Annotated in this window: 1 protein-coding gene; it reads right to left on the bottom strand. The window is 52.1% G+C overall.

The genetic code is table 11. From position 1 onward, the window contains the following. Window positions 1–227 (bottom strand): lyase family protein (locus SB822_RS60480; protein WP_410859571.1); only part of this gene is annotated, 227 nt, incomplete at its 3' end. Window positions 228–240 lie beyond the last annotated feature (13 nt).

The raw sequence follows: 240 nt of genomic DNA on the forward strand, positions 1-240 counted from the left end.
GGATTAACCTTGCCCGGCATGATCGATGAGCCTGGTTGTACCGCTGGCAACCTAATCTCGGCTAAGCCAGCGCGTGGCCCAGAAGACATCAATCTAAGATCGGATGATAGCTTGGAAATAGTGACTGCGATGGCCTTGAGACTTCCGGAGACTCGTATCCAGTGATCGGCATTCTGCAGTGCGTCGAACAGGTTCTCCTCGACATGATAGTTTTTGCTGGTGAGCAATCGAAGCTCTTCG

Origin of the sequence: Paraburkholderia sp. SIMBA_054, from assembly GCF_046534875.1 — a bacterium.
In the GTDB taxonomy this organism is placed as follows: Bacteria; Pseudomonadota; Gammaproteobacteria; order Burkholderiales; family Burkholderiaceae; genus Paraburkholderia; species Paraburkholderia hospita.